At 48.2% G+C, this 24,738-nt stretch carries 23 protein-coding genes; 3 read left to right on the forward strand and 20 right to left on the reverse strand.

Going from position 1 to position 24,738, the window contains the following annotated elements:
* Positions 1-3: 3 nt before the first annotated feature.
* The 6 genes from FHS16_RS14330 to FHS16_RS14355 form a co-directional block, all read right to left on the reverse strand.
* Positions 4-423 (reverse strand): PqqD family protein, encoded by a 420-nt coding sequence (locus tag FHS16_RS14330; RefSeq protein WP_183563324.1) that lies wholly within the window; start codon positions 421-423, stop codon positions 4-6.
* Position 424: 1 nt separating this feature from the next.
* Positions 425-1,465: a phosphoenolpyruvate carboxykinase (ATP) gene (locus tag FHS16_RS14335; protein ID WP_183563327.1), complete on the reverse strand. Its 1,041-nt coding sequence runs from the start codon at positions 1,463-1,465 to the stop codon at positions 425-427.
* A 38-nt stretch (positions 1,466-1,503) separates the two neighbouring features.
* Positions 1,504-2,676, reverse strand: a complete 1,173-nt coding sequence (locus tag FHS16_RS14340) for a nucleotidyltransferase family protein (protein ID WP_183563330.1) — start codon at positions 2,674-2,676, stop codon at positions 1,504-1,506.
* Between the two features lie 144 nt (positions 2,677-2,820).
* Positions 2,821-3,300 carry a 23S rRNA (pseudouridine(1915)-N(3))-methyltransferase RlmH gene (rlmH, locus tag FHS16_RS14345; RefSeq protein WP_183563333.1) on the reverse strand — a complete coding sequence of 160 codons (480 nt, stop codon included), beginning with the start codon at positions 3,298-3,300 and terminating at the stop codon, positions 2,821-2,823.
* 49 nt (positions 3,301-3,349) lie between these two features.
* Positions 3,350-3,517, reverse strand: coding sequence for a CxxH/CxxC protein (locus tag FHS16_RS14350; RefSeq protein WP_183563336.1), 168 nt, complete (start codon positions 3,515-3,517; stop codon positions 3,350-3,352).
* A gap of 473 nt (positions 3,518-3,990) precedes the next feature.
* A complete protein-coding gene (locus FHS16_RS14355) occupies positions 3,991-5,352 on the reverse strand; it encodes a S1C family serine protease (protein WP_183563339.1) in 1,362 nt (453 codons plus the stop codon).
* 160 nt (positions 5,353-5,512) lie between these two features.
* Here FHS16_RS14355 and FHS16_RS14360 point away from each other — a divergent pair, with 160 nt between their 5' ends.
* Positions 5,513-5,734: a hypothetical protein gene (locus FHS16_RS14360; protein WP_183563342.1), complete on the forward strand. Its 222-nt coding sequence runs from the start codon at positions 5,513-5,515 to the stop codon at positions 5,732-5,734.
* Here the strand turns inward: FHS16_RS14360 and FHS16_RS14365 are convergent.
* From FHS16_RS14365 to FHS16_RS14430, 14 genes are all read right to left on the reverse strand, one after another.
* A complete protein-coding gene (locus tag FHS16_RS14365; protein WP_183563345.1) occupies positions 5,703-6,509 on the reverse strand; it encodes an MBL fold metallo-hydrolase in 807 nt (268 codons plus the stop codon). The two genes, FHS16_RS14360 and FHS16_RS14365, sit on opposite strands and share 32 nt — an antisense overlap.
* Before the next feature lie 32 nt (positions 6,510-6,541).
* Positions 6,542-7,297 carry a two-component system regulatory protein YycI gene (gene yycI / locus FHS16_RS14370; protein WP_183563349.1) on the reverse strand — a complete coding sequence of 252 codons (756 nt, stop codon included), beginning with the start codon at positions 7,295-7,297 and terminating at the stop codon, positions 6,542-6,544.
* A 29-nt stretch (positions 7,298-7,326) separates the two neighbouring features.
* Positions 7,327-8,775 (reverse strand): YycH family regulatory protein, encoded by a 1,449-nt coding sequence (locus FHS16_RS14375; protein WP_183563352.1) that lies wholly within the window; start codon positions 8,773-8,775, stop codon positions 7,327-7,329.
* Entirely contained in the window at positions 8,772-10,622 is a 1,851-nt protein-coding gene (gene walK, locus FHS16_RS14380; protein ID WP_183563355.1) for a cell wall metabolism sensor histidine kinase WalK, read from the reverse strand. The genes FHS16_RS14375 and walK overlap by 4 nt, the downstream gene beginning before the upstream one ends.
* A gap of 1 nt (position 10,623) precedes the next feature.
* Positions 10,624-11,370 carry a response regulator YycF gene (yycF, locus tag FHS16_RS14385; RefSeq protein WP_183563358.1) on the reverse strand — a complete coding sequence of 249 codons (747 nt, stop codon included), beginning with the start codon at positions 11,368-11,370 and terminating at the stop codon, positions 10,624-10,626.
* A 198-nt stretch (positions 11,371-11,568) separates the two neighbouring features.
* Positions 11,569-13,143, reverse strand: a complete 1,575-nt coding sequence (locus tag FHS16_RS14390) for a M23 family metallopeptidase (RefSeq protein ID WP_183563361.1) — start codon at positions 13,141-13,143, stop codon at positions 11,569-11,571.
* Positions 13,144-13,284: 141 nt separating this feature from the next.
* Positions 13,285-14,058, reverse strand: coding sequence for a hypothetical protein (locus FHS16_RS14395; protein ID WP_183563364.1), 774 nt, complete (start codon positions 14,056-14,058; stop codon positions 13,285-13,287).
* Positions 14,059-14,222: 164 nt separating this feature from the next.
* The gene (locus FHS16_RS14400) at positions 14,223-15,509 is read right to left on the reverse strand and encodes an adenylosuccinate synthase (RefSeq protein ID WP_183563367.1); all 1,287 of its coding nucleotides are present in this window, start codon (positions 15,507-15,509) and stop codon (positions 14,223-14,225) included.
* Positions 15,510-15,707: 198 nt separating this feature from the next.
* The gene (gene dnaB, locus FHS16_RS14405) at positions 15,708-17,069 is read right to left on the reverse strand and encodes a replicative DNA helicase (RefSeq protein WP_183563370.1); all 1,362 of its coding nucleotides are present in this window, start codon (positions 17,067-17,069) and stop codon (positions 15,708-15,710) included.
* A 374-nt stretch (positions 17,070-17,443) separates the two neighbouring features.
* Positions 17,444-17,887 carry a 50S ribosomal protein L9 gene (gene rplI / locus FHS16_RS14410; protein ID WP_183563373.1) on the reverse strand — a complete coding sequence of 148 codons (444 nt, stop codon included), beginning with the start codon at positions 17,885-17,887 and terminating at the stop codon, positions 17,444-17,446.
* On the reverse strand, positions 17,884-19,845 hold the full coding sequence (locus tag FHS16_RS14415) for a DHH family phosphoesterase (RefSeq protein WP_183563377.1): 1,962 nt from the start codon (positions 19,843-19,845) through the stop codon (positions 17,884-17,886). Before FHS16_RS14415 ends, rplI begins: the two co-directional genes overlap by 4 nt.
* Before the next feature lie 18 nt (positions 19,846-19,863).
* Positions 19,864-20,769, reverse strand: coding sequence for a DUF2232 domain-containing protein (locus tag FHS16_RS14420; protein WP_221226346.1), 906 nt, complete (start codon positions 20,767-20,769; stop codon positions 19,864-19,866).
* Positions 20,770-20,990: 221 nt separating this feature from the next.
* Positions 20,991-21,419 (reverse strand): CBS domain-containing protein, encoded by a 429-nt coding sequence (locus tag FHS16_RS14425; RefSeq protein ID WP_183563383.1) that lies wholly within the window; start codon positions 21,417-21,419, stop codon positions 20,991-20,993.
* 81 nt (positions 21,420-21,500) lie between these two features.
* Complete coding sequence (locus FHS16_RS14430; protein ID WP_183563386.1) at positions 21,501-22,550, reverse strand: LCP family protein; 1,050 nt, start codon at positions 22,548-22,550, stop codon at positions 21,501-21,503.
* Between the two features lie 206 nt (positions 22,551-22,756).
* Between FHS16_RS14430 and FHS16_RS14435 the strand changes: the two genes are divergently transcribed.
* Complete coding sequence (locus tag FHS16_RS14435) at positions 22,757-23,113, forward strand: DUF4870 domain-containing protein (protein WP_312890899.1); 357 nt, start codon at positions 22,757-22,759, stop codon at positions 23,111-23,113.
* A 263-nt stretch (positions 23,114-23,376) separates the two neighbouring features.
* Positions 23,377-24,696, forward strand: coding sequence for a hemolysin family protein (locus tag FHS16_RS14440; RefSeq protein ID WP_183563389.1), 1,320 nt, complete (start codon positions 23,377-23,379; stop codon positions 24,694-24,696).
* The last annotated feature ends 42 nt before the right edge of the window (positions 24,697-24,738 follow it).

Here is a 24,738-nt window from a genome sequence, read left to right on the forward strand (position 1 = left end):
GTATTAATCCTCTTCTTTTAGTCTTGGCCATCCCATATCTGCTTCCACATCATGTACGGGATCTGCCAACAGAAGGTCTTGAACCTCCGCGAATTCATTCAGTTCAAGGCTGTAATCTCCATCAACTACGACAAAATCGCCCATTGATTCCTGGCTGTAAGGTTGATCATCCGAAATGAAAATTTCCTTTTCCGTAAGCGCAGCAATAAACCGCTCTACACGCTGATCAATATCTACCACACAGCCTTCATTATTTTTGATTAAATCAACAATCTGCTTCGGTGCCTTTCCCTGCATCAACGCATCTAAAACCATCGATCCAAGAGCACTTGCTCCATAATACATTCCGGTAACAAAATTGATTACTATGGCCTGTCCATCAGCAATATCATAAAACATCTTCTCTTCGTTTAATTTATACACGTTAAAGTCCCTCCATAAATTTTCGCAATACGGTTACATTCTTCTTAAGGTCTTTACTTAAACAGAACTCATAAGTTGGCAAATCCTTCAGTCTATCCATCATTCTCTTAACCATTTCTGTATCTCTCCGCCCGCCAATCTGACTTACACTGGAATGAACCAATTTTACCAAAACCGGCCCTCGGTCTGTCGGCACAATCATTGGCTCGCTTCCATCCGTAACAATTGGACACAAAATAGCTTTAATCGGTAATTCTTCTTGAAAAGGATAGGCGGACGCATCAAAGAATTTCTTCCCGTTTCGCTTTTCCTCTGTCTTGATAACAGGCATATTCGGTTTCAAAATCTGATTCATATCCGAATTCAATCCAACCATTGTATATAGCGGCAATGCATTTCGTTCTCCCGCTTCACGCATCATCACATAATCATCTGCCACAAAATCCAACCCCTCAAGCAAGCAACTCACCGACAAAGTTGACTTTCCAGCACCGCCCCGCGCGCTTATCAATACCCCCTTATGATTAACTCCTACTGCAGCGGAATGCAGAATCAATAAGCCCTCCTGCTCTGCCCAAAAATAAAAACATCTGATAAGCGGATGTCCCAACATGCAATCATCATAATCAGTGCCTGCTTGTCTGCAGAAATAATAGGTCTTTCCGATGTAGTCGGCACCCTCCATCTCCGTACTTCTAGTAACCTTGATGCATCCCGTAGCATCCTTTCCCTGATACACATCGGTTATTGCTCCTTCGGGCAGCGGCTTATCCCGAAACGAATCGGGAATATAGATGTTAACATCATCCGTATAGCACCATATTACTGCATCCGGTACTCCGTACATCTCTTTTGAAAGCACTCTTCCGAGAAGAGATGATCTTATTAATGACACCTCCATTTCATCCCAATATCGAATTTCAAGAATCCTACCTGCTAACCCGATTTGCAAGTTCTTATAGAGCATCCCGTTTTTCTTTAAAATTCGTTTGTTAACATGTTCAAAAAAGGTGGAAATTGTTGTAGCTTTTTCATTCCCCATCTATTATTCTCTCTTTTCTCGCATAGTAGTTGTTCCAATTAACGAATTCGTAACCGTGAAAGATATTTTCGATACAATTTCATGGGTCTATTAAAATGATAAAGTTCCGCAACATACCTTGCAAAACACATACCAGATCTAAATTCCTTTAATTCATGAGAATAATACTTATACTCCTTTCTAATGGGTTTATATTTTATTCTTAAGCTTATTACCCGCAGCGTGATTGAACCATTTTCATCCGCACGGCGTTCTTTCATATAAGGTACAATCATCTCATAAAAATCCATTGCGTCTGTTAGCCATTTGGTATATCCGCTATTCACTGCAAATAAAATCTCTACATCCTCTAACGAAATGTCCTCTGGAAAACAGGTTGCGAATAACTTCATCATCAAGTGAACGCGATAACTACAATGCAGTTCTTTCGCGCGCTTTGCTATTGCTGCCCAATCCGTGTCAGGCATCATTTTCAACACCATTTTTGCATCAAATAACCATTTCATCCGACGTTCTGGCATCTCATCTACAAATATGCATCGGGATTGCGAATCCAATATATGTACAAACATGTCTATCGGAGACAATACTCTGAATTGACAGCTATTAACCTCAATTTGTTCAACTCTCTCCCAAATATCACTACCCTTTTCAAGATTGTTCTTAAAAATAACATGATGAATATCAAACTCCGTCTTTCCCAATTTATATGTAATTGAATACGGAGCCTCTACCATATACTCCGCACCCATATCTTGAAAAATTGAAACCGCTTTCTCATATTGATCGCGCTCAAGCGCAAAGTCTAAATCAGCCATCATTCTAGATACTCCTGGGGCAAAATGCAAACGCATTGCGGCTCCCTTTAAAAGCAACGGGTATAAATTCTTTTCATTCAATTTTTGCATACTCATAAAAAGTTTCTGCAACATCAGCGCGTTCTCCACCTGATAATAGCGGTAGATGCCTTTTAATTGCGGGATAACATGCTCCGGAAATCCCATCCAATCGACGTTATATCCAAAATGAGCTAACATCAGCAGATAATTATGATTACCCAAATCCATATCTAGTTCTTGAAGCTGACACTCTATTTCTTCTATACTCACATGTTCCTTAAACAGGAGTGACAGCAATCTTTGCTCGCACGGAACAAGTAGCCGTTTCTGCAACTCCTTTTCTATCTCATTATTCATATCTTTTCTTATCATCCATTCCTCTTTGTGGCTTTAGCATATAAGCCGCCTTCACCGACTTACCGATTTTATCACTTTTGGAATTATAACAGATTGTTATGAAAGAATAATGAAAAAATAAGCTAACCGCACAGGGATTTATCAGCATTACGATTCGCCCTATTTGTGATACGGTTCCCCCCGATTTATCTTCACAGCTCGATAAATCTGTTCCACCAGCACCAGCCGCATTAGCTGGTGCGGCAAGGTCATGCGCCCAAAGCTCAGCTTCTGCTGGGCGCGCTGCAAAACATTGGGAGCAAGACCATTGCTCCCGCCAATAACAAAAGCCACGTGGCTTCGCCCATACGTGGCTAATTTATCGAGCTGGCCCGCGAGATCCTCGCTTGACCAGAGCTCGCCTTCAAGCGCGAGCGCGACTACGTGCGCCTCAGGCTTCAGCTGCGCTAGAAGCCTCTCGCCCTCTCGCTCGCGCACAATCGCTTCCTCCGCCGCACTCATCGTCTCCGGCGCCTTCTCATCGGGCACTTCCGTGAGCGTAAGCTTCACGTACGGCCCGAGCCGCTTGGCATATTCCGCTATGCCAAGCACTAAGTACTTTTCCTTCAGCTTGCCGACGGCAGCTATCTGTATATGCAAACCCGACACTTCCCTTTATTCTAAATAAGCTAAAAACCTCTATTCACACCTAAACCACCAAAAAAGTAGCAGGCTCTACGCAAAAATCGCATTTCCGCGGAGGGTCCCAATCTGCGAATTGCGTTTCCTTCAAATCTACTACATCCGGTGCATCCTCATATTCATCTACAAATCGGTCTAAAGCCGTCTCCATATGCTCTTTACACACACAATACATCGTTTGCACGCTTCCTATCCTGATTGATTGAATTTCTACCTAGCGGCTTGTCTTGCCTAATTATCTTGCTATGTCTTTATATGCCTTGCTAGGTCTTTTCACTTTTTGCGTTGTCTTCATATGCCTTGCTAGGTCTTGTCAGGTCTTGCTTTGTCTACATTTGTCTTTCTTTGCCTTGTCGCGTCTTGCAATCTCTTCTCTTCCTATATCCTGCTTCAAGCATCCATGTTACCGTCTTACTAGTCTGTCCAAAAATAACTATACTCAGCATATCAGAAAACGCCCTCCCTTTGTAGTCGACAATTTCCGCAAACCGCAAGCCTCTTTCTCCCGCTTACCAGTCCTATTCCCAGCTTTCCCATCTCCATCTCCATTTCCATTACCAACCACCACTATCATCCTCCTCCAATCCAACAAAAAAACCGCAGCGCTCCCTACGGTCTCCCGTACGTGCACTGCGGTTATTCAACCATCTATTCCTCGTCTTCCTTCTCGCCAAGCTTGAAGTGTGTCTCATTCAGCTTGCCGTCACGATAGTAAGTAATCTTTATCTCATCACCGATCTTTTTCTTGCCGTACAAATATTTACGCAGATCCATCGTGCTGCTGATCGATTGGCCGTCGAGCTTCACGATAACGTCATTGAACAGCAAGCCCGCTTCCTGAGCAGGACCAACCGCCTCAAGCACGATCACGCCGTCATAAATATCATCAGGCAGGTTCAGCTTCGGCAGTGTGCCTTCAATAACGCTATCCGGTTCCTCTTCGGGCGCTTCGGCATCCGGCAGCAGCTCATCCTCACCTGTATCGCCGTAAGCATCCTCGAAACCCTGCTGCTCCCAATACTGCTCCAGATCCATCGTGTAGACGCCTAGGTAAGGACGCGGGACATGACCTAGCTTGATCAGACTCTCCACGATCGGCATAGCTAGGTTAATTGGAATCGCAAAGCCGATGCCCTCCACGCCGAGATCAGCAATCTTCATGCTGTTGATGCCGACGACTCGCCCATTAAGATCAATAAGCGGCCCGCCGCTATTGCCTTGGTTAATGGACGCGTCGATCTGGATAACCTCTTGCTCCCAGTCGTACACGCCATCCTGATTAAGCGATACCGGTACGATCTGCTTCGTCTTGCTTACGCTTCCTGTCGTCACGGACTCCCCTAGCCCGAGCGGGTTGCCGATTGCGATAATATATTCAGCCGGGCGCAGCGCCGAGGAATCGCCAATCTCAGCAACGACATCAATGCCCTTCGCATCAATCTCAAGCACGGCCAGATCGGTAATTTGATCCTTCCCGACGACATGCGCCTCGCGTGTCTCGCCGTTCATGAGAACAACCTTTACCGCCTGCGCCTGGTCGATTACATGATAATTCGTAATAATGACTGCTTTGCCATCCTGCTTGCTTATGATAACGCCAGAACCTACGCCCACCTCGCGCAACGTTCCTTTTTCTTCAGTGTCCTCGGGAAGCGGCTCGCCTTTGCCTATGCCAAGCGCGAACATCTGCTGGTTAATGACGCTTACGACGGCCGGCCTTACTTTGGCCGAAGCCTGTATCGGGCGCTCCAGCGGATCAATCGCCAGCACGCCGCCGGCTGTCGCTACTGCTCCTCCGCCGCTGCCTATCCCGCCTCCACCGCCAAAAACGGCGCCGAACAGCAAGGTTGCGGCCACAGCGCTAGTGATCGAGGATACGAATGCAATGCGGACGTTGGACCACTTTCGTTCCTTGCTTTTATATGGAAAAGCAAAGTCTCCCTTCTTGCTCTCGCGAGCAGCACGCTTGGATACCTTGGTCGAATAAAAATCATCGTCGAATAAGCTCATTGCTATCGCCCCTCTCGATGTCTTAGACATCAAGACTATTTTTTCAATATAGGAATGTTTTCGGAAGATTTGACTACAATAATAATAGATTCGAACGATGGACAGCAGATCTTTTTCATTCCGCTCACAAACCATTATAAATCCAAGGAGAGATGCCGCAATGAAAGCCAAAACCCCCGCCGCATGGGAACATGTACAGCTAGCCGCCAAGCTGGCGGATTTGAAGGATGACCACTACCGTACCGTTCTCACATTAAGCGCAATGCTAGAGTTGTTCATAGATAAGGGCATACTTACGAGAGAAGAGTTAAGCGCTAAGGCCGATGCGCTGGATGCGCAGCTCGAGTCGCTTATTTCCGCTTCACTTCATCCCATGGCGTAGGCTTATCGTGATACGTCGCCCGCAGGGGATGCTCTTCCTTCTTATAAAATATTCCGTGATCCTCCAAGATAGAATTCACGGTCAGCATCGCTAAATCCATCACGTTATGATCAAGGCTCAAGTGAGCCAAATAGACACGTTTCGTTCGATCCGTCATAAGCTCCAGCAGCGCTTCGCCTGCCGCGACGTTGGACAAGTGACCGACATCGCTCAATATGCGGCGTTTCGTATTCCATGGGTACCGCCCCATCCGGAGCATCTCGGTATCATGATTGGCCTCAAGCACCAGCACATCCGAATCGATAATATGACGCTTAACCTTCTCGCTCACATAACCTAGATCCGTTGCCAGGCTGAGCTTCTCGCCATTCTCCACAAAGCAGTAGCCGACTGGCTCCGCTGCGTCATGCGAGATGGGATAAGATTGAATGGCCATTGATCCGAAGGTAACTTCTTCACCTGTTTCCATAAACACACGTTTCTCGGCGGCAATGGTGCCTACATGCCTCTCCATCGCGGCCCATGTTGCCTCATTTGCATAAATCGGCAAATCATACTTGCGCGCAAACGCGCCGAGACCCTTAATATGATCGGAATGCTCATGCGTCACGAACAGCGCGTCGAGCTGATGCCCCGTTACTCCTCGCTCGCGCATGAGCTCATCTAGTTTCTTCGCGCTCATTCCTGCATCGACAATAACCGTTTTTTCATTACCTTGCACGATTGTCGCATTGCCGGTCGAACCGCTTCCCAGTACCGTAAATCGAAGTCCCATATTGCTCTTTCCTGTCCCTTCTCCCGCTCCCGTTAACGTAAACCGTTCGCTGCCGCTTCCCCTTGCGCTTCATCCGTTGCAACCTCGCCGCTTATCGCATGCACATAGAACAAATGGCCGTCCTCCAGCATCACGCGCCAAGATGGTGCGGACACTTGCTTCTCCGAATCGAAAATTTGCCCTTTGTAGCCGAGCTGAATATCCGAAATCACCGCGCCATCCGGCAAGTACGTTTCAATGAGGCTCGCTACGATTTTCGCTGCCGGAAGCACCTGCTTGGCTTCGCCTGTGCCGAGCAGCTCTACCCGGTCCTGCAGGAATGATATAATTTTTTGATCGCTGATATACAGCGTCAGCTTCACGTCGAACATAGGCCGTCCTTCTACGACACGATAGAGGACGAATTGATCCACGCTGCTGTTCAGCAAATCGAATGCGTACTGATCAAGCTCGGGAATACGATTCCCCAGCGTTTTCAACAGCTCTTTTTTAGAATAAATAATGGTACTGTCCACCGGTTTATCTAGAATAACAGGCTCCGCGTTCTTTCGGCTGTCCGAGTGCAGATTGTATGTTAAATCACCCAGCTCCGGCGTTTCCAGCGGCAGATTGGCTTCTAACGAAATTCGTTTCTGCTGCATGAGCAGCACTTTATCCTGCGGCAGCTCCGCTGTGTTCACATTCAGATTCAACTGCTCTCTAATATCTAGCCAGAGCTGATAGCCCAGCAACACATTGAGCAGCAAAAACGAAATAATAAGCACATTTTTCGCTCGTCCCCAATCCACCCGCCTTCACCCCCGCCATCTTAATATCCTTATTTCCCTTTTCCGAAAAACAGTGGGTTTGCTCCGCCGACCGATACCGCAGCTCCTACACCATTCGCAGCCGTTGCGGTGTCTGCATCATCTCCGCTGCCATCTGCGGCGTCGTTCATGGACGACTCCACAACCTGCTTAGGGGGCTCATAGCCACTCGGATAAGCATCGGTCAGCATTTCTTCCGTTCCGTCCGCTAGGCGTACCGCCCAGATCGGGTTGAAACGAAGTCTCTCCTCATCTAGCGGCAGTGCCTGCAGTGCCGGGAACAATGTCTTCACCTCGCTGCGGCGGTCATACCGATTAAGGATGGATTGGAGCTCCTCGCCGCCGGGCAGCCATCTTACCGTACGGGATTCGGAATCCGCAGCAAGCGTAATTAGCGATCTCGCATACTCCGTAACGACTCCCTGCTGAAGCGTAAGCTTCATGTAGCCGTAATGGAACGGGGATGCCGCAAGAACCGGATATTGCTCTACGTATTGCTTGAAGCGGATAGCCTTGCCTTCGCCCCCAGGCAACGCATTCACGAACCGATGAACGCCATCCCAACCGCCGTGCTGATTCACAAAGTCTACCGAGGCATACACATTGTCACTTAATAGATTTTCCGTAATTTGCGGCGCACTCGGATCGGTATAGTTAATCCATTTGCCGTTCTGCTCTACCTGAAGGCCCCGTTTGCCATCTGTATAAATCTGCGAGCCGCCCCGATCCTCTAGCGCCCGTGTCGTGCTCGGATCAAACATGCTGCGCTGCATTAAATCCGGCGAATAAGTCTCGTAAGGAAACAGCATTTCCGTTGATTGGATCGGAACAGCCGGAACATATAGTCCGTCTGCGGTCATCGTATATTTCGGCTGGTATTGCCCGAAGCCTACATAATCCTGCACGTCGCGAACGGTTAGGTCGGCACGGACGGACTCGTACACCATCTCGCCATCCGAGCTGAAGAAGAATGTTCTGATCTCCTCCGTACCCGTCGTTTTGAAGATCCAAATCCGGTCAATCGTCTCGTTTAGAAACAGCAGGTCTCCTTCTAGCTTAAGCAGCTTCTGCAGCAGCTCTACCGGAATTCCGTTCTCGAACCTCAGTTCAATTCCAATATCGTTCTTCCGAATCTCTTCCCAATTCAGCACATCCGACGGGCTTCGTTGAAAGCCCTTGAACTCCCTGCCCTGAATACGCTGGTTAAGAATCATGTCGTAGAACTGCGTGCCTGGATAAATGATGGTATGCTTGTTTCCGCCCAGATGGATAACAAGTGTCTCTGGAAATATGACGCTCTCCACGCTTGTCGCCGTTCCCATCGGCTCGGTATTCACGTAATCCTGGTCGCTTCTGACCGTCGCCCCAAGGCCTGGCATGCTGTAAGCCAGCAAGTAGCTTTGAAGAAGGCTGAGCGCGACCAGCACGATTAGTGTTGTCGTCTTTATTTTCTCCTTCATGCAGGCTCACCCCCTTCTTGCAGCAGCGGGAGCGTGAAGGTCACTGTTGTACCCTCGTTAAGCTCGGAATGCAGCGAAATAGTTCCGCTATGAGCCTTCACAATTTCCCGGGCAATCGAAAGCCCGAGGCCGGTTCCGCCCATGTTGCGCGAGCGAGCCTTATCAACGCGGTAGAATCGGTCAAAAATTCGATCCAAATCCTTTTTGGGAATCCCGATCCCCGTATCTTTGACGCTGATGGCCAGCAATGCCGAATCGGTCGGCTTCTTCGCCGTTAATTCAATGGTCCCACCGTCCAGCGTGTATTTAATCGCATTCGAGAACAAATTATCGAGCACCTGGTCAATCTGATCGCGGTCAAGCCAAGCCGACTCCAGTCCGTTATCGACGCGCACAGCTGCCTTGATCGACTTCTGCCTAAGCTGGAACGAAAAACGGTCAGCCACCTCGTCCAGCATATCGTGCACATTGGTCTGTCTGCGACGAAGTGGCGCCTGATTAGAGTCCAGTCGGGACAGATGCAGCAGATCCGTTACCAGCCTGATCATACGCTCCGTCTCATTGCGGATGACGCCTACAAAACGCTCCGACAGCTCACGTTCCTCCAGCGCACCGTCGTTAAGTGCTTCTGCATAGCTTTTAATCGTGGTGAGCGGCGTCCGCAGCTCATGCGATACGTTGGCAACAAACTGGCGGCGTGACTGCTCAAGCTTCTCCTGCTCTGTTACGTCTTGAAGCACGGCTATCGTACCCGTAATTCCTTTATCGCGGCGATGAATCGGTGTAAAGGTAGCCCGCAGATGCCCTTCCTCGCTATCACCCATGTCCTGCTCATCCACACTGCGTGCAATGAGCATCGTCTGACCGCGCCCTTGCTGAAGCTCACTCAGACGCTGCTCGGATAGTTCAAAAACCTCCGGCAATACAAGCCCCTCGAAGGTGCGTACGTCGAGCAGCTCCAGCGCACGTCTATTCCATACAATTACATTGCCGTTCTCATCTGCTGCAACTACGCCATCACTCATATTCGATAGAATAGAAGCAAGCTTCTCATTCTCTTCTTCATTCACGGACAAGGCTTCCTTCAGCCTGATTGTCATATCATTGAACGCGACGCTCAAGCTGCCGATCTCATCATCCCCCAGCACGGGCACCTGAAGATCGAACTTCCCTTGTGCGATCGCTTCTGCCTGCCGCGTCAGCCCTTGGATGGGACTTGTAATCGTATGCGCCAGCAAAATCCCGAGCACTCCCGTTAAGCCGAGCGCAATGAGCGTTCCCGAGAAGAAGATTTGATTGACCCTGTTTACCGTCTCATAGAGCTCATTCATCGAAGCTACGACATAGACAACTCCGACTACCTTGTTGTCATTGATCGTAACCGGCTGCGCGATCATCTTTTTGCGCGTGTTGTCCTCATCTATGATTTCCTGCTCATTGTCTGTTATGTTCTGGAGCGCCCTGCTCACGGCAAGTGACTTATTCTTCTGGCCGATATATGATTGGTTGCTCTGAACCGAGGTCGCGACCATCTTGCCATTCGAGTCCAGCACCTGAACCTCCGCGCCGCTTATGCTGAACAGGTTGCGAACGACCAAGCTGAGATCCTCGGTCGTACTCTCTGACGAATCGCCTTCCGTATCCGGCTTGGCAGAAAGGCTTTGAGCTGCGAATTCCGAGAGAATGTTAGCTTGCTCCTTGAGGTTCTTCGTGAAGCTGTCTATCAATGAGTTTTTAACTGTGCTGATGAAATAAACGCCGATCAGCTGCATCGCTACGAGAATAAGCAGCAAGTAGATGATGACCAGCTTGACTTGAATCGTTCGGAAGAAGCTTTTGCCCTTCATCCTACGCGAAGCCTCCGGACTTGGAATTGCGCATCATGTAGCCTAGGCCGCGCCGGGTCATAATATACTCCGGACGACTTGGGTCATCCTCGATTTTCTCGCGGAGTCTCCTAATCGTTACATCTACTGTCCGCACATCTCCGAAATACTCAAAGCCCCACACCGCCTGAAGCAAATGCTCGCGCGTCATCACCTTGCCGCTGTTGCGAGCCATATAATACACCAGCTCATATTCGCGATGAGTAAGGTCAAGCGGCTCACCGTCCTTATAGACGACGTACATATCGGTATCAATAAACAAATTAAACAGCTTGAACCCCTGCTGTTCCTGCTCGGCAGGCTCCTCGGAGGAGCTTGCACGCTCGCCATTTGCTCCAGCCGGCTTCTGCTGTCTGCGCAAATGCGCTTTCACGCGCGCGAGCAGCTCACGCGTGCTGAATGGTTTTGTTACGTAATCGTCGGCGCCCAGCTCAAGTCCAAGCACCTTGTCAATTTCTGTATCTTTGGCAGTCAGCATAATAATCGGCATTTGCAGCTTGGCACGAACCTCGCGGCATACGTCCATGCCATCCTTCACAGGAAGCATCAGATCGAGCAGAATCAAATCAGGAAGCTCCTCAAATGCGAGCCTTACTGCTTCTCCGCCGTCAAAGGCGCAAATGACCTGATGGCCTTCCTTCTCCAAATTAAACTTTATAATATCGGCTATCGGCTGTTCGTCATCGACCACTAATATTTTTCCGTGCATCGCTACACCCGCCCGTCGCTTGTCCTTTAATAAATACTTGTAACTTCTATTTTAACACACGTTATCCATTCCTTCACAATGAAACTTCCCTCATGTTAGCAAGGTTCTTCCTTTCTTTCTTTTTACGCGTTTACTTACAAAAAAAATCACCTCCGCATGAAGCGAAAGTGATTATTTCTGTTTATATTTGGGTATAAATTATAAGTACTTTAATGGATTTTGAAGAACGCCGTCCTTATGCACTTCGAAATGCAAATGTACGCCCGTTGAGTTTCCTGTGCTGCCCATGATACCGATAGTATCGCCTTGCTCAACAACAGCGCCCACCTTTGTTTTGTATGAGCTTAGATGCCCATAGACCGTAGTATATCCGTTTTTGTGGTTGATAATAATCGTCTTGCCTAAGCCTGGCTTCGTTCCGACAAATTCAACAATGCCGTTATCGGAAGCATGGATATTCTTGTTGCCGGTCAAATCAATCCCGTTATGCATACGGCCCCAGCGCTTGCCGAACTTGCTCGTCAACCGTGATCCGGATACCGGCATCGCGAAACGTCCTGTTCCTTCGCCGAGTATAACCTTCGTTCCTCTCTCGACGATTTTCGGCATGGCTTCTTTGATAACTTCCTTTGTAAGAAGCTCTTCCGAGACGACATAACCGTTCTGCTTGGTAATGCGGTACGTTAATCGCTTCGAGCCAGCCGAGCCTTCTGAAATGGTTTTGGATTCGCCGACACGCATGTCCGCATTTTTCTTAATCTCAACCGGCGGCTCAATCGTCTCGACCTCCACCAGATTTTCGATGGTTTTAACCGTAAGCTCCGGCTGAAGGACCGTTAGATCGAGTACATCGCCAATCGTAATTTTGTCATCCTTGATCCATGCATTATTCTTGTAGATGACTTCAGGAGATATATCAAACTTCTGCGCGATGCAGCCGACGCAATCTCCGGCTTGTACCGTGTATTTGGTAGGTTGAATGCTGCCCTGCACAAGCATCTTATAGATCGCTTCCGCTTCCATAATCTGCTCGGGATCGATATCGATTGATTCTGTCATAACAGCCTCAATGAATTCGACCTCCATTACTTCGCGCCCAGGCGTCTTGGACACAGGCTTGGCTTCCGCAGCAGGTGCTGTTTTCTCGTTAGAATCAAAGGAGAGCGATTTAACTTCCTTCTGATTCTTCTTCGCTGCCGCAAGCTCAGGTGCGAACTTGCTTTGTACGCGCAGCAATACATCATCGGCCGTCTGCTGATCCTTCACGATGCCGATTACTTTTCCGTCTACCTTTACTTCTACGCCAACCGCATGAGATGCAAACAAGCCCTCGAGCTTGTCCAATGTGACATCCGTTTCAGGCGTTCCTTTGAAGGCTTGAGTAGCTTCGTATGTAATCGTTCCCGTATCAAGCACCATGTTAAGTCCTGGATTTGCTTGCTGAACCTCTTCCGTCTCCAGAAGAACAAGCTGTTCGACTTCCTGTGGGTCGCTTACGGTTCCAACCGCTGTGCCATTCATATATACGTTATAAAATTCGACTGTGTTTGCTTGGACATATTGGATTCCGCTAAATCCTGCTACTGTGAGGAGAACGAGAGCTCCCCCTGCCAATTGAACCGGTTTCCTCCGCCATATAGGCAATTTGGCCTTATCGCTTGCAGGTTGTTGCTGTTTCTTGCCACTCAAGTGTTGCGATCGGTCACGCCGAAAGTACTGAATCGACTGATTCCATACCTTCTGAATCCGACCTTTGTCCCTGAAAACGGTCATGATTGTCTCCTTTTCGCGCTTATGCAACTATTTTTCTGGCTTCCGACAATAAAAAAAGGCGAATTATCCTGTCGGATCACTCGCCTAATACTTTAACATATGCCCAACAATTGGAGCAACCTTTACAAGACGTTCGTAATATTAATATTTCTTCAGAATGTCCATCATTTGGGTGTATTCCGTCTTGTCGAGATGCTGTGCCATGATCTGTTGGATATCTGTCAGCTCCTGTTCCGTCAGCCCATTTTCGATATATTGTGAGATGGTTTGCCATGATTCCTGGGGCAATTTGCTCATTAATAGGCCAAACAGCTCATCCTTGTCCTTATCGGACATCTGTTCCTTCACTTCCGTCAACTCATCGGTTGTCATTGCCGTTTCACTGTCATCAATTCCTGCCACGCCTTCCTCTACGACGGTGCCGCTATCTGGCGCCGAACCGGCTCCCGCATGGGTGCCTCCACCGATTCCAATATCCGTCAGCGGAGGATCCGATGCTTGGATGAAAGCATCTACCGATGCCGGAGGATCTTTCTCCGTCTCTTGCTGCGCATTGGCTTCTGTTTTATCCTCCGTATTCGCGTTTGTATTATTCTCAGTACTCGCTTTCGGACTATCTTCATTACCCGCTTCTAGAGTATCCTCGGTTTTCGCTTCCGAAGTGTCTTTCGTATTCTCTTGCTCTTGCGCTTCCGTTTGTTCTGCAATATCCGTCGTCACTAACGGGTCAGCTCCCCAGAGCTTGCCCCATACGCCTGACATTGCCATAGGCGGCACCTCAAGCGGAAGATTGAATTGTTTTAATATAGACTCTACATAACTAGTAACAATATATCCGGTGGTCCATATGCATAGGAAGCTTAGAATCAGTCCTGAAGCAACCAGCTTACCCAACCATCCGATTCGTTTCAACATTTGCCACATTCCCTTCGTTACGCAGCCTATCTTTCTTTCATTAAAGCTGGCGTTACCATTATCTGTTATATACCATTATGGTCAACAAAAGGGACAGACATTCTCTCTAATGCCAAAACATGCAAAAAAGGATGGCCTCAAGGCCATCCTTCTATGTTAGCTTTCTATTCGTAAATTGGGCGAACCGGGTTCGTTTGCTCACGGTTGCGTCCTACGGAGAAGATCGCAATCGGAATACCTGTAAGCTCTGATACGCGGTTCAAGTAGTTGCGCGTATTCACTGGCAGATCCTCAAGCGTCTTAGCATTGGAGATATCTTCTGACCAGCCTGGGTGCTCCTCGTAGACCGCTTCGCACTCCGAAACCATTTTGAGGCTTGCTGGATACGTTTCGATCACTTCGCCGCGCAGCTTGTAGCCTGTGCAGATCTTAACCGTTTCAAGACCTGTAAGCACATCCAGTGAATTCAGAGATAGACCGGTAATGCCGCTTACACGGCGCGCATGGCGAACGACAACCGTATCGAACCAGCCGACGCGGCGCGGACGGCCTGTTACGGTTCCGTATTCATGGCCTTTATCGCGAATCAATTGACCGATTTCATTATCCTGCTCCGTCGGGAAAGGACCATCGCCTACACGTGTTGTGTAAGCTTTGGCAACGCCGATTACTTGCTGAATCTTCGATGGGCCTACGCCCGAACCAATACATACGCCGCCAGCCGATGGGTTCGAAGAGGTAACATACGGATAAGTGCCTTGGTCAATATCAAGCATAACGCCTTGTGCGCCCTCGAACAGCACCTTCTGGCCTGCATCGATTGCATCGTTAAGAATAACGGATGTGTCTGTCACATATTTGCGCAGAACTTCAGCGAAACCGAGATAGTCGCGAACGATGGAATCCGCATCCAAATGCGATCCTCCGTAGACTTGCTCGATCAATTGGTTTTTCTCGATGATGATGCTGCGAACTCTTGTTTCGAATTCCTCTGCGTCCATCAAATCAGCAATGCGAATACCGTTGCGAGCTGCTTTGTCCATATAGCAAGGGCCGATGCCTTTGCGAGTTGTACCAATCTTGTTGTCGCCTTTGCGGTCTTCTTCAAGGCCGTCAAGCACAAGATGGTAAGGCATAATAACATGCGCGCGGTCACTGATTTTCAAATTGTCCGTAGAGAAGCCGTTATCATGAATATAGTTAATTTCGTCGATCAGCGCTTCGGGGTTGATAACCATCCCGTTGCCGATGACGCAAGTTTTATTATGGTTGAAAATACCCGATGGAATCATCGTCAATTTATACTTTTTGTTATCAATAAGGATCGTGTGTCCGGCATTGTTTCCCCCTTGGTAACGAGCGACGACGTCGGCTCCCTCTGCCAAGTAATCAGTGATTTTGCCTTTACCTTCGTCTCCCCACTGTGTACCAACAACAACAACCGTAGACATAATTATACCCCCGTCCGGTGTTTATAAGCACCGAAAATTACCGTCCAAATGCTGCAGCACGCGATGTCCTTCATAGAAAAGAACATAATTGCTACGTGATATCAGTCAAAAGACAGCATTAATAGTGTAGCAGTCCATCTGCGAGAAGTCAAACTAAAAACGAACAATTGCATAGCTGCCCATGCAATTGTTCGGATATTAAGAGGCTTGCATCGGATCCTGATGCGCGCGGTCTATGCTGACGAATTTATTGTACTTTTTGAGAAACACCAGCTCGACCGTGCCAACTGGTCCGTTACGCTGCTTAGCGATAATAATTTCGATAATATCCTTTTTCTCGGACTCTTTATCATAATAGTCATCCCGGTAAAGGAACGATACGATATCAGCATCTTGCTCAATCGAGCCCGATTCCCGAAGATCGGACATCATCGGGCGTTTATCCTGACGCTGCTCAACACCCCGGCTGAGCTGCGAAAGCGCAATAACCGGAACCTCAAGCTCACGCGCGATTTGCTTCAGCGTCCGCGAAATCTCGGATACCTCCTGCTGCCTGTTCTCGCCCGCTTTACCACGGCCGGAAATTAGCTGCAAGTAATCGATCATAATCATGCCGAGCCCTTTTTCCTTCTTCAGACGACGGCATTTGGCACGAATCTCAGCTACCGTAATCCCCGGCGTGTCATCGATAAAGATTTGTGCTTCCGACAAGGAGCCGATCGCCATCGTCAGCTTCTCCCAATCATCGCCTTCCAGATGGCCTGTACGCATGCGTTGCGCATCCACATTCGCTTCGGCGCAGATCATACGTTGAACCAGTTGAGCCGCTGACATCTCCAGACTGAATATGGCCACTGTCTCTCTCGCGCGCACGCCGACATTTTGCGCAACGTTCAGCGCGAATGCTGTTTTACCTACGGAAGGACGCGCTGCAACGATAATCAAGTCGCTTCGCTGGAAGCCGGCGGTCATCCGATCCAGATCGGTAAAGCCCGACGGAATACCCGTTGTGCCTCCCTTGTCCTGATAAAGCTGCTCAACCTTCTCGAATACTTCCATCAGTACATCCCTGATAGAGATGAATCCACTGCCGGAACGGCGATTCGAGATCTCTAGAATTTGTTTCTCTGCGTCACCAAGCAGGACGCCAACATCATCGGAATTGGCATAACCGTCGGAGACGATATTGGTTGCGGTACGAATCAAACGCCTAAGCATCGATTTCTCTTCGACAATCTGCGCGTAATAATCAACGTTCGCAGCTGTCGGCACAGAATTGGCCAGCTTCGCCAAATAGCTGACGCCGCCGATTTCTTCAAGCAGATGCTGGTCCTGCAAATGCGCGGTCAAGGTCACAAGATCGACCGGTTGGTTGTTCTCTGCAATCTCAACCATTGCTTCGTAGATTTGTCTATGGGGACCGCTGTAGAAATCTTCGCTGCGCACCCGCTCCATCGCCGTAATAAGCGCTTCCGACTGCAGCAATATGGCTCCGATAACAGCTTGTTCAGCCTCTAGATTTTGCGGTGGAACTCGGTCAAACATCAGCTCGTTACTCATTGGGAACCTCCTGAAAGGTTTGCGTAGCAAACCTACTTCGTAAGCATTAACTTAAGGTTTGCGTAGCAAACCAACCTACTTCATAAGCATTAACTTAGGTTTGCGCAGCAAACCTACTTCGTAAGCATTAACTTTGGTTTGCGTAGCAAACCAACCTACTTCATAAGCATTAACTTAGGCTTGCGTAGCAAACCTACTTCGTAAGCATTAACTTTGGTTTGCGTAGCAAACCAACCTACTTCATAAGCATTAACTTAGGTTTGCGTAGCAAACCTACTTCGTAAGCATTAACTTTGGTTTGCGTAGCAAATCCGCATCCTATACATAAGCGAAGGCTTGCGTAGCAAATTTGCTGCACAAGCCCCAGTCGCTTTCTATTCTTCGCTAGCCTGAACGCTTAGCTTCGCCTTCACTTCAGGGTGAAGCTTAACAATGACCTGAGTTACGCCTAGCGTACGGATCGGGTCATCCAGCTCGATTTTGCGTTTGTCGATTTTAATGCCTTGCGCTGCCAGCGCTTCACCGATTTGCTTGCTCGTGATGGCACCGAACAATCTTCCGCCTTCGCCTGCCTTGGTTTTAATGACAACCGTCATTTCCTCCATTTTCTTGCCAAGCGCCTGCGCGTCTTCCTTTTCTTTCTCCTTGCGCTTTTGCTCAGAAGCAGTCTGAACCTCAAGCGTCTTCAGGTTGCCGTCAGAAGCCAGCTTCGCCAGCCCTTGCGGCAATAGAAAATTACGTACATATCCTTCGGAAAGCTCCTTTACTTGGCCCTTCTTCCCTTGTCCTTTAACATCCTGCAAAAATATTACTTTCATTCAAATAACCCCTCTTCCGTTTCGATTTCGTCCAATACCTGTTTCAGTCGTTCGGCAACTTCCACTACCGAACCTTCAAGCTGAGCGGCCGCATTCGTCAAGTGTCCGCCTCCGCCCATTCTTTCCATTACGACCTGCACGTTCATATGACCGAGTGAACGAGCGCTAATGCCGATGAGTCCGTCAGCCCGCTCCCCGATAACAAAGGAAGCCAGTATGTCGGTCATATTCAGCAGTGTATCTGCCGATTGAGCAATGAGCAGCTGCGAATATTTGCGGCCAGACTCCGTAACAGCAATCGCTACATGCTCGTATAGCACTTCGGCATGCTTAATGATTTCCGCTTTTCGTACGTACTCCTCGAGATCCTCCTTCAGCATCCGCTGAATCATCATGGAGTCAGCGCCATTGCGGCGCAGGAATGAGGCAGCCTCGAACGTTCTCGCTCCCGTTCGGAGCGAGAAGCTCTTCGTATCCACGGTGATGCCCGCAAGGAGCGCCGTGGACTCCCTAACATCGAGTACGACACGGTCATGTATATATTGAAGCAGCTCCGTAACGAGCTCGCAAGTCGACGAAGCGTATGGCTCCATATAGACCAAGATCGCATTAGCGATAAATTCCTCGCTGCGGCGATGATGGTCAATCACGACGATACGGTCCGTTTGCGTGAGCAGTTTCGGCTCTTTCACCATCGACACCTTATGCGTATCAACGACGACCGCGAGCGTCTGCGGCGTAATGAGCGCCGTCGCTTGTTCAGGCGACACGAATCGCTTGGATAGCTTCTCGTCTTCCCTAATAAGCTCCATCATCTTTTGGATAGCGGGGTTGACACCCTCTAATACGATATAAGCTTCCTTGCCAAACAACTGCGCCGCTTTCATCACGCCAATTGCCGCGCCGATCGCATCCATATCCGGCATTTTGTGGCCCATGATGACAACGTTATGACTCTCACGAATCAAATCACGTAGCGCATGTGCAACGACACGGGCGCGAACCCGCGTCCGCTTCTCTACGGCATTCGACTTGCCGCCGTAGAACGACTGTCGACTCCCCACCTTAACGGCAGCCTGGTCTCCGCCGCGACCGAGCGCAATATCAAGGCTTGTGTGCGCCCATTGGCCAAGCTCGATAATATGCTCGGCACCCGCAGCGAACCCAATGCTCAGCGTGACTGGAATTTTGTGATCGCCTGTAATTTCCCTTACCTCGTCAAGCACGACAAAACGGGATTGCTCCAGCTGCTTCAGCGTGCGCTGATCGGTTACAAGCAGGAATCGGTCCGAGGTGAGCCTTTTCAAATAGATCTGGTATTTCTGTGCCCACTCGGTAATCTCTGTTGTAACCTTTGCCAGCATCGAGCTTCGCTGATGATCATCAAGGCCCTGCGTTACTTCCTCGAGGTTGTCGATCATGACAACGCCAAGCACAAGCTTCTCGTCATCATATTTACGGCCAAGCTGCCAAAGCTCCGTAATGTTCTTTACGTACAAGATTCGTTCCTTTGGCTTGAAGATCAGCTGGTATACCTGCGAGCCCACCGTTGCTTCCACGGTGCCTTCCCGCTCCTTTACCTGCTGCAAGGAAGGAAATATCTCGGCAAGCGGCACGCCAATGACCGTTTCCAATCCTGTCATATCTGCTATATAAGGATTATGCCACTCTACGATTCGATCTTCGTTATATAGAATAATTCCAAAGGGAAGCTCGCTGACAACGTCGTTGCCCGCTTTCTTCACCCGATATGACAATGTGCCCAAATACGTTTTAAGATCTTTGCGGAAAGCCCGCTCCGCCATTACGGTATAAACCAAAACCCCGCCGGTAAGCAGCAGCCCGAGCAGACCAAGCAGCCATTCAAACCAAGCAAGCGCCACCGACATCAACACCATCAGGACAAAAGCCCATACCTGATGCATGCCGTGCCAACGCGTAACCAAAAACTTCGGCATTTCCTATCCGCTCCTGTGCTATGGTTTCGTAAACGACTTGCGGATTGGGAAAGCAGTATCCAGCACACCAATTAAGCTAAGCGGCGGGAACAATAGCACCGGAATTGCAATAAGCACCGGCACCGCTTTATTCCAACCTCGCTGGTGAGCAAGGAAGAAGAAAAATCCGACAGCCTGAAACGCAAAAACAAAACTAAGCAAAGGTACCAGGTTCAGTAAAGCGACCGAAAAGAAAGACTCGTTCGTTGTGGATGAGAACAACTCCATTACATACGTAATTAAGTACAACACGACAAGCAGGCGCGGCAGGCGCCATTCCCTTGCGCGCGTGAATCTTGGCACCTCTGGACCGCCGCTCCATTTCACGGCTCTGCGACCTAAAAACTGCGCAATTGCGGTGATCGTAAAGGAGATCATGATAAAGGTTACCGGAATAGAATTGATCATCGTTTGAATAACCAGCTCCGTTAGGCTGGAATCCCACTCGGTTGGCAATAAGCTTTGAGACATAAGGTCTTCAACCGACACGCGAATGAATGAGCTCAGCTCTTTGATGAGCGATAAATCCAAGATCATCTCAAGTATGAGCAGCTCCAGCATCAATTGCGCCAGAACGACAACGCCAACCGTCCGAACCACCCTCGAAGCAGGCGCTTGCTTAATATACAAGTGGCCCATCACAATGGACGGGATTAGAAAAAACAATCCGATAATAAGCGTAGCTGGACCACCGATAAAAAATGCCAGCACCCAAACGGGCAGCAGATGCAGCGCGAACGCTTTGGGCGACAAGGTCGTATAAAGCACGACATACGGCACCATAAGCAGCAGCATGGCAAAAACATTTAAGAGCGGTACTAACAGGGTCAATAATAAAAGGAGTGCCGCACAGCTCCACAGCACTGGTTTCAAGCCGGTTCTCAAACCGTTCACCTCTTGCTTTTATAATCTGGTTTCTTACGAAACTTTTACAACTCATTATAGCATAAAAGCAAAACATATCACGCACATTCACGCCAACGCCTCGCTTCACCCGAAAAAACAAAAAAGACGGAACAGTCACGCCATTCCGTCTCCATTTTTATTAGATTGCCCTGCTGAGCTTAAACTTAGTACCTGCGCGCCATTACAGGAACACGTATCGGCTATTTGTCCTGCAGCACGTTATGCTGCTCCATAATAATCTTCTGGCAGTAATCGATAATTTCGCTTCTCCGAACGATGCCGATAAACCGGTTCATATCATCGACGACGGGCACGAAGTTTTGCAGCTTCGCAAGCGAGATCAGATCATCCATATTGGCATCGATCCGAACGGTCTTGTTGTTCATACGAAGCGGCACATCCGCAAGCCTGATCTTATTGGTATGATCCAGCGTCAGATCGGCATGATCCTTGATGTACCATAGAAGATCGCCTTCCGTCACCGTACCGGCATAACCGCCGTCATCATTAATAATAGGTACTGCCGTATAACGGTGATATTCCATGCGTTCAAGCGTCTGTCTGAGCGTCGCATCCTGCGTAAGGCATACGACCTCCTGTTTCGGCAATAAAAAGAAAGCGATATTCATATTCCCCAACCACTCCGTTCCGTTTGCTGTTTCCCCTATTCCTGTTGGCCGAAGGCAGCAGACGGATCGGAGCAAGCAGATCTACTGCTTGGAGGCGTCTTCGCTGCTCGAAAGCGAGCCTACCTCTTTCACCTTGTTCACTGTGTACTTATCCGGCAATATCAAGCTGGATGCAGGCGCATCCGCATTCAACCAGCTCTTAATCATCGTCTGTACCTTCGACAAATCCTCTTCATCTGCAAAATAATACCAAGGCCCGCCATTCTTCAAACGATGCCCGCTTCCAAGCAGAGAGTGACTGTAAATATTCCGATCCTTCGCCTGCAGCATGTTTTGGCCTAGATCGACGAGCTGCTGTGGACGCATATCCGTGCTGAAATTTTCGCCCATAATATTCATAAGTTCTGGAATTTTGGACCATTGATTCATTTGCTTTGCTTTGTCCATGAGAAGGCCCAAAAAGATTTGATGCCGTTCCGTACGGTTCATATCTCCACCTGCATCCTCACGATATCTCACGTAATTTAGCGTATCTTGACCATTATAGCTTTCTTGCCCTGCTTTGATGACGAACTTCTCATGGTCGGCGTCATCATTAATCATGTCCTCTTCAATAGGGAGCGACATGCCGCCAAGCGTGTCTATCACATTACGGAAGCCTTCGAAGTTAATGGAAGCATAATAATGAATCGGCGCATCTAGAAACTTTTGTACGGTGTCCATCGCCATTCCTGCTCCGCCATACGCATAAGCATGTGTAATTTTATCCTCTTTGTCCTTGCCCACGATCTCCACATACATATCCCGTGGAATCGAAACCATCAGCATATCGCCATCATTGGGACGAACAACCGTGTAGATCATCGTATCAGAGCGCCCGATTTCCTTGCCGCGCTGATCGACGCCGAGCAGAAGGACGGAGAACGGATCCTGCTTCTTATCTATTGTACTAACCGGAATGGGTTCCCGTCCATCTATCGGTTTATAGGTTTGCTCCAGCTGCTTCTCCACATGTCCTTCCAGAAACCAATCGAATCCCAGCATAGCCAATGCCCCGCGATTGAAAAAAACAGTAACGGCAAGGATAACCACTGCGGCTGACGCTGCATACATCCATTTACGTTTATTCATAATATGATGACTACTCCTATCTGGTCTATTCTTTTATAATTACGCATTCTCAGTTTAGACGATATATTGTCGAAACAGGTTACAAAACTTTTACAATGGAATCATACCAGAAATGGATATTTTTTAATAATATAAAAAGGTCTAGTCCTAACTCGCGGCGAATACAATCAGGAAAGAATATGTAAATTATAGAAAGGGTGAAAATTGTGGATCATCCCCCATCCTTGAAACCGGACAGCTCCTCAACCGGCCTGGACCCTAAAGTAGCGGGCTTGCTTTGCTATCTCGGCGGATTTATTACCGGCATTATATTCCTAGTTCTAGAAAAGAATAGCCGCTTCGTCAGACTTCATGCGGTGCAATCGATCGTAGTGTCGGTCGCTCTCATTGTCCTTAACCTGCTATTTGGCTTTATTCCTGTTATCGGCTGGTTGCTCGGGCTGCTGCTTGTGCCCGTCGGGTTTGTTCTGTGGATTGGCCTTATGCTGCTTACGTTGCAAGGCAAGCTTAATAAGCTTCCTGTTATTGGCGACTGGTCAGAGCAGCAAGCCAGCAAATTTTAATTCTATCGCTTCAAAATGGGACGGCCTTTCGCCGTTCTTTTTTGTTCTTTTAATAAGTTCAAAAGAACTACTCTTAAAACCATTATCATACTCTCGTAATTCAAAGAAAATGTCTAATATCGATTAGCCCAACGCTCCAAATGCGCTTAATTGAACGCTTACCGCAATTTATCACCGATTCAGAGGTTTGAAGAATTGGCAGAAAGTTCGTACTATTAAATGAAACCAAAAAATCGAAACAAGAAGGATCGTGAATATTTCATATGGGTATAGGACTTAATCTATTATTATTTGCTTTACTAATTGTACTCACTGCTTTTTTCGTTGCTACCGAATTTGCCATTATTAAGCTTCGGACCAGCCGAGTTGATCAATTAGTCGTTGAAGGCAAAAAAAACGCGCTTGCCGTTCAACGTGTAGTCAGTAATTTAGATGGATACCTATCGGCCTGTCAGCTCGGCATAACCATTACAGCGCTCGGACTCGGGTGGCTCGGAGAGCCAACCGTAGAAAAATTATTGCTCCCGCTATTCGAAGCTTGGCAGATCAACAGCGATATTAGTCACATTCTTTCATTTGTTATTGCCTTTATCGGCGTAACGTTTCTGCATGTGGTCATCGGCGAGCTTGCTCCGAAGAGCATTGCGATTCAGAAAGCAGAGCTTGTCAGCTTCGCCGTTGTTAAACCGATTATTCTGTTCTACAAAGTCATGTACCCATTTATTTGGCTCTTAAACGGTTCTGCGAACGCTTTAGTTCGTTTGTTCGGCTTAAAGCCAGCCAAGGAGCATGAGAATGCCCATAGTGAAGAAGAAATTCAAATTATATTAAGCGACAGCCTTGAAAGCGGCAAAATCAATACGACGGAATACGGATATGTAAATCGCATATTTGCTTTTGATGAAATCTTGGCAAAAGAAATTATGGTTCCGCGTACCGATATGACCGTTCTATATAAAAACAATACGTTGCAGCAAAATATGGACATTATCCGCAAGGAGCAATATACGCGCTTTCCTGTTGCTGGCGACAGCAAGGATAATATCGTTGGCATGATCAATACCAAACAGCTGTTTCTTGAGTATCAAGAGAACAAGCAAATTGATTTGCAAACCCTCATTCAGCCGGTTATGTCCGTAGCTGAGGTACTTCCAGTCAAAACATTGTTGACAAGAATGCAGCAGGAACGCGTACATTTCGCTATAGTTGTCGATGAATATGGCGGCACTTCCGGCCTAGTTACCATTGAGGATATTCTAGAGGAAATTGTCGGGGATATCCGGGACGAATTCGATGCCGACGAACGCAAGGATATTGAGATGATCTCCGAGACGTCCTATCTCCTGGATGGGAAAGTGTCGCTTACCGAGCTTGGTGACCTGATTGGCACGGAGCTGACTCATGAGGAAGTTGATACAGTCGGCGGTTGGCTATACAGTGAGATGGAAGAAGCAAAACCCGGCAAGAAGTTCGACTTTCATCATTTAACCTTCACGATTCGCGAGGTAAGCAAGCACCGCATCAACAAGGTAGAGCTTACGATCACTCCGCGACAGACTTTGCTTAAACCCGAAATCGGTTAATAACAAGAATAAACGGCTTCACCCTCCTCTGCAAGGGAGGGT

The sequence above is a fragment of the Paenibacillus endophyticus genome, assembly GCF_014192395.1.
In the GTDB taxonomy this organism is placed as follows: Bacteria; Bacillota; Bacilli; order Paenibacillales; family Paenibacillaceae; genus Pristimantibacillus; species Pristimantibacillus endophyticus.

Coding starts and splice junctions, on each gene's coding strand:
- FHS16_RS14335 (WP_183563327.1), bottom strand. CDS start 1,465: ATGGGGAATGAAAAAGCTACAACAATTTCCACCTTTTTTGAACATGTT.
- FHS16_RS14340 (WP_183563330.1), bottom strand. CDS start 2,676: ATGATAAGAAAAGATATGAATAATGAGATAGAAAAGGAGTTGCAGAAA.
- FHS16_RS14350 (WP_183563336.1), bottom strand. CDS start 3,517: ATGTATTGTGTGTGTAAAGAGCATATGGAGACGGCTTTAGACCGATTT.
- FHS16_RS14355 (WP_183563339.1), bottom strand. CDS start 5,352: ATGAGCTTATTCGACGATGATTTTTATTCGACCAAGGTATCCAAGCGT.
- FHS16_RS14360 (WP_183563342.1), top strand. CDS start 5,513: ATGAAAGCCAAAACCCCCGCCGCATGGGAACATGTACAGCTAGCCGCC.
- FHS16_RS14365 (WP_183563345.1), bottom strand. CDS start 6,509: ATGGGACTTCGATTTACGGTACTGGGAAGCGGTTCGACCGGCAATGCG.
- FHS16_RS14375 (WP_183563352.1), bottom strand. CDS start 8,775: ATGAAGGAGAAAATAAAGACGACAACACTAATCGTGCTGGTCGCGCTC.
- walK (WP_183563355.1), bottom strand. CDS start 10,622: ATGAAGGGCAAAAGCTTCTTCCGAACGATTCAAGTCAAGCTGGTCATC.
- yycF (WP_183563358.1), bottom strand. CDS start 11,370: ATGCACGGAAAAATATTAGTGGTCGATGACGAACAGCCGATAGCCGAT.
- FHS16_RS14390 (WP_183563361.1), bottom strand. CDS start 13,143: ATGACCGTTTTCAGGGACAAAGGTCGGATTCAGAAGGTATGGAATCAG.
- FHS16_RS14395 (WP_183563364.1), bottom strand. CDS start 14,058: ATGTTGAAACGAATCGGATGGTTGGGTAAGCTGGTTGCTTCAGGACTG.
- FHS16_RS14400 (WP_183563367.1), bottom strand. CDS start 15,509: ATGTCTACGGTTGTTGTTGTTGGTACACAGTGGGGAGACGAAGGTAAA.
- dnaB (WP_183563370.1), bottom strand. CDS start 17,069: ATGAGTAACGAGCTGATGTTTGACCGAGTTCCACCGCAAAATCTAGAG.
- rplI (WP_183563373.1), bottom strand. CDS start 17,887: ATGAAAGTAATATTTTTGCAGGATGTTAAAGGACAAGGGAAGAAGGGC.
- FHS16_RS14415 (WP_183563377.1), bottom strand. CDS start 19,845: ATGCCGAAGTTTTTGGTTACGCGTTGGCACGGCATGCATCAGGTATGG.
- FHS16_RS14425 (WP_183563383.1), bottom strand. CDS start 21,419: ATGAATATCGCTTTCTTTTTATTGCCGAAACAGGAGGTCGTATGCCTT.
- FHS16_RS14430 (WP_183563386.1), bottom strand. CDS start 22,550: ATGAATAAACGTAAATGGATGTATGCAGCGTCAGCCGCAGTGGTTATC.
- FHS16_RS14440 (WP_183563389.1), top strand. CDS start 23,377: ATGGGTATAGGACTTAATCTATTATTATTTGCTTTACTAATTGTACTC.